Raw genomic sequence first — 3,565 nt, forward strand, 5'->3', positions numbered from 1 at the left:
CAAGGCTGCCGGCGCGGAGGTCACCGGCGTGTGCAGCCCGGCGAAGACGGACCTGGTGCGCGCCCTGGGCGCCGACCACGTCCTCGACTACACCCACGACGACTTCGCCGACGGCACGCACCACTACGACCTGATCCTCGACATCGCGGGCAACCCGTCGCTGTCGCGGTTGCGCCGGGCGCTCACCCCGTCCGGGACGGCCGTGATCGTGGGCGGGGAGAGCGGCGGACCCTGGACCGGCGGCTTCGGCCGTCAGCTGCGGGCGCCGATCGTCTCGCTGTTCGTCCGGCAGCGGCTGGTCATGCTGGCCTCCAAGGAACGCGCCGGCGATCTCGTCCGGCTCACCCCGCTCATCGAGGCGGGCGCGGTGACGCCCAGCGTCGACCGGACCTTCCCGCTCGAACGGGTCGCCGACGCCATGCGCTATCTGGAGTCGGGGATGGTGCGGGGAAAGCTCGCCATCACGATCTGAGCGACCTCCGTGTCGCCGCATCACGTCGCGTATACGAGCAAGGGGCCCCGTCCGAGTACAACACCGACAACCGAACGAGGCGAACGACGATGAGTATCTCGACCTATCCGGTGCGCGTGGACGCGCACCTCGATCCCGCACTGAACCGCTGGCAGTGGCTGGTCAAATGGATTCTGGTCATACCGCACTACCTGGTCCTCGTGTTCCTGTGGCTTGCGTTCGTCGCGCTCAGCGTGGTGGCGTTCTTCGCGATCCTGTTCACCGGTCGCTACCCGCGGTCCATCTTCGACTTCAACGTGGGAGTGATGCGCTGGAGCTGGCGGGTGACGCACTACGCTTACGGCGCGCTCGGCTCCGATCGTTACCCGCCCTTCACGCTGGCCGACGTCGCGGACTACCCGGCCCACCTCCAGGTGGACTACCCGCAACACCTGTCACGTGGATTGGTGCTGGTGAAATGGTGGCTCCTGGCCATACCGCACTACCTGGTCATTGCCTTCTTCGTCGGCGGCGGCATCTACCTCGTCGACCAAACGGCAACGGCTGACTCGTCGCCATGGCTGTGGTCAGGTGGCTTGATCGGGCTGCTGCTACTCGTCGCCGCGGTGATCCTTCTCTTCACCGGCCGGTATCCCAAGCCGATCTACGACCTGGTCATGGGTATGAACCGATGGGTCCTGCGGGTCACCGCCTATGCCGGACTGATGACTGACCAGTATCCGCCGTTCCGGCTGGACCAAGGCGGCACCGACCCCGGGAGCGCTCAGCCGACACCGCCATCGAACCCGACGTCCGATCCTGAAACCGAGAGCCTGCGCACCAGTTGACAGAGCCAGCCTGACGAGCACACTTTCGCCGGTCTCTTGAAGCCACGCCGCGGCGAATCCTCGTAGGTGCGGCGACCGAGGACGAGAAAGTCGCAGCCGCGGAGCGTACCGACGAAGAAGTCCTCATGTCAGGGTGGGTGACGTAGTCGAAGTGCCAGTCCTCCATCCGCACCATCACCCCGCCGAGGCTGAGGTGCGCGACGTTCAAGATCTTGCGCATCTCCAACCGCCTGGTAACGCGAGTCCACCGGGGCCTTCGTTTCTGCCTCAAGGAGAGCGGCCGCCGCCGAGCAAGCCCAGCCGCGGTCGTTGCTTGACGGTGCGTCATGGCGGGCGTAGCGTCACCACAACGTCGCTTTGTGACGTGTCGCTCCGGACCTCGGCGGCAGCTCAGCTGCAGCGAGGGTGGCCGGAGCGAATGATCAAGCTGTCGTCGTCCGTACCGCCCTCGTTCCTCGCCGCCGAGGCTTCGTGCCTCGTGGCGGATAGGTCTTGGTCGGTCGCCGAACCACTGGGCTGGTGCGGGCATGGGCGCCAACTGGGGGTTTCGCGCTCGGGCCCGCGGGCGGCCGGCCAAGACGCCGCGCTGACGCCGAATCGGGATGCGGGCTGGGGAACCGGCAGCGGCCGCCGTTTCGAGTGCGGACCGACTCGTTGCTGACCATCCGGCCAGGCCGCACCATTGCTGAGGGTGCACGACAGCCGTTCCGGGCAGCCCGCACCTTCCCCGTTTCCGGGCCACGGGTGACGCGGTCGAATTCATGGCGGATGACTTGGCCGCGGAACTGGCGGCCGAGCTGACCCTGTCCACGTCCAACGCGGGCGGCATCTCGACCGTGTAGCGCTGGCTTGCCGAGCTCGGCCTCGCCGGCACCGAGGCCATCTTCCGCTGGCTGTCCTGGCCGGTTGGATCAGCGCGCTGACCGGGGACGCGGCCGGGGCGCAACGGTGGGCGGAGCTCGCCGAGAAGGCGTCGTTCGATCTGGCGTCCCCGGGCGGTTCGGCGTCGTTCGACTCGGCCCGCGCGATGCTGCGCGCGCTCCTGCGCGCCAGCGACCCCGGAACCATGCGTGCCGACGCGGAGTTCGCGGTCGCGGAGGAACCGGAGTGGAGCGTCAGGCGGGACATCGCGCTGCGCGAGCTCGCAGAGGCGCATCTGCGCGAAGGGGATCTCGGCGAGGCTCGCCGATGCTTCGCGGAGTCGACGGCGCAAGCGGCCGCCGTCGGCAACGTCGAGCCAGCCATCGTCAGCGAATCCGAGCTCGCGGTCCTGACCATGGATCGCGGCGACTGGATCAGGCCGCCGACCACCTGCAGGTCGCACTCGACCTGATCGACGGCAAGCGGATGTACGAGTACGTGCTCAGTCTCCTGGCTTTCGCCGGCGCAGCCAGGCTCGCCGCGCATCGCGGTTCGACTGCGACTGCAGCTTGCCAAGGTCTGGCTCGCGATCGCCGAACCGTGCACCGCGCGCCACCTGATGCGCGAGATCGACGATGTCCTCGCCCATCGCCCTGCCCTGGGGGCGTCTCGTCGATGAGGTCGACGAGCTACGTCAGCAGGCCGCGGAGACGGCGGCCGAGGGATCCGCGGGGTCGCCGCTCAGCTGAGCTCCGCCGGGTCCCTTACCTGCAGTCGCATCTCAACCTCCGTCAGATCGGCGAGCGGCGGCTCATCTCCCGCAATACTGTCGCGACTCAGGTCAGTGCGATCTACCGGGAACTGGGTGTCTCGTCACGCGACGACGCCGCGCAACGCGCATGGGCATCGGCCTGTTGGGCTGACCGCTCGCCACATCCGGCTCCTAGGACCGAACGCTTCGTCGGGGTCATAGCCCAACGCGAGGGCGAGCTTGTGTGCCGCCGCAACGGCGTGAGACAGGCCGACCACGGGGATGACGCCCATGAGGACGTCGACGATCTCGGCCGCCGACGTGCCGGCGTCCACCGCGGCGTCCGCGTGCGCGCCGTACGACTGACTCTCACCACCCACCGCGACCAGGGCCACGAGCCTGGCCAGAGCCAACGACTTCGGATCGAGCGCCTGAGACGGCGCCAGGTCGCCGCTCGGGGCCCTGGCAAGGCGTGAGTCGTTCAGGGACAGCAGCCGCAATCGCTCCGCGTGGTCCGCGTCGGTGACCTTTCGTCGTCAGTCCCTCGTCGATGAAGGCCGAGCCGCTTCGCAGCACATGGATCGGGTGAATGTGAACCGCCCCGGGATGTCCGGACACTTCGGATCGTGTCTCTACTCGGTCGGGACGAGACGG

The 3,565-nt window shown here is 68.2% G+C and carries 5 protein-coding genes; 3 read left to right on the top strand and 2 right to left on the bottom strand.

Annotated features, from left to right (window positions below; genetic code table 11):
• The 3 genes from ACW62_RS32675 to ACW62_RS32685 all read left to right on the top strand — a co-directional run.
• Positions 1-472 (top strand): zinc-binding dehydrogenase (locus ACW62_RS32675; protein WP_157575147.1); only part of this gene is annotated, 472 nt, incomplete at its 5' end.
• Positions 473-561: 89 nt separating this feature from the next.
• Positions 562-1,299 (top strand): DUF4389 domain-containing protein, encoded by a 738-nt coding sequence (locus ACW62_RS32680; RefSeq protein ID WP_053208309.1) that lies wholly within the window; start codon positions 562-564, stop codon positions 1,297-1,299.
• 1,027 nt (positions 1,300-2,326) lie between these two features.
• Positions 2,327-2,632 carry a hypothetical protein gene (locus ACW62_RS32685; RefSeq protein WP_053208310.1) on the top strand — a complete coding sequence of 102 codons (306 nt, stop codon included), beginning with the start codon at positions 2,327-2,329 and terminating at the stop codon, positions 2,630-2,632.
• A 30-nt stretch (positions 2,633-2,662) separates the two neighbouring features.
• On the opposite strand, the gene ACW62_RS34600 is transcribed toward ACW62_RS32685, so the two are convergent.
• Both ACW62_RS34600 and ACW62_RS32690 read right to left on the bottom strand, forming a co-directional pair.
• Positions 2,663-2,809: a hypothetical protein gene (locus ACW62_RS34600; RefSeq protein WP_157575148.1), complete on the bottom strand. Its 147-nt coding sequence runs from the start codon at positions 2,807-2,809 to the stop codon at positions 2,663-2,665.
• Between the two features lie 224 nt (positions 2,810-3,033).
• A complete protein-coding gene (locus tag ACW62_RS32690; protein ID WP_083460452.1) occupies positions 3,034-3,411 on the bottom strand; it encodes a carboxymuconolactone decarboxylase family protein in 378 nt (125 codons plus the stop codon).
• Positions 3,412-3,565: the final 154 nt, after the last annotated feature.

It is taken from the genome of Jiangella muralis (genome assembly GCF_001270745.1).
In the GTDB taxonomy this organism is placed as follows: domain Bacteria; phylum Actinomycetota; class Actinomycetes; order Jiangellales; family Jiangellaceae; genus Jiangella; species Jiangella muralis.